The organism is Mesorhizobium sp. 01N446 (genome assembly GCF_056399285.1).
Genome location: NZ_JBFTRA010000056.1, coordinates 1 through 358 on the forward strand (window position 1 = coordinate 1; position 358 = coordinate 358).

The 358-nt window shown below is 64.0% G+C and carries 1 protein-coding gene; it reads right to left on the minus strand.

What is annotated here, in order from left to right; genetic code table 11:
- Positions 1 to 341, minus strand: a 341-nt coding sequence (locus AC1DPX_RS35200) for an ATP-binding cassette domain-containing protein (protein WP_477242630.1), incomplete at its 3' end; no start/stop codon positions are given.
- Between the last annotated feature and the right edge of the window lie 17 nt (positions 342 to 358).

Sequence of the window (358 nt, forward strand, 5' to 3'; positions counted from 1 at the left end):
TCGCGCCCCGTCGCTTCCGGGTCGATGCCCAGGGAGATGTTGATCAGCGATACGCATTCGCCCTGGATCACCGCCGAGCCGCTCGTCGGCCTGTAGATGCCCGACAGCACGCGCAGCAGTGTCGTCTTGCCGGAGCCGTTGTGGCCGACGAGGCCGATGCGGTCCCCCTCGTTCACCGAAAAGCTCACATCCTCCAGTCCGCGCACGATGACATGGCCATCGACCCGACGGTCGATCGCGCCGCCCGTGGCCACACTCAGTACACGGTTCTTGAGGGACCGGCTTGCCGCGTTGAAGACCGGAAATTCGACCGAGACGCCGGTCAGTATGATGGAAGCCATAGCAGGGATCATAGCCA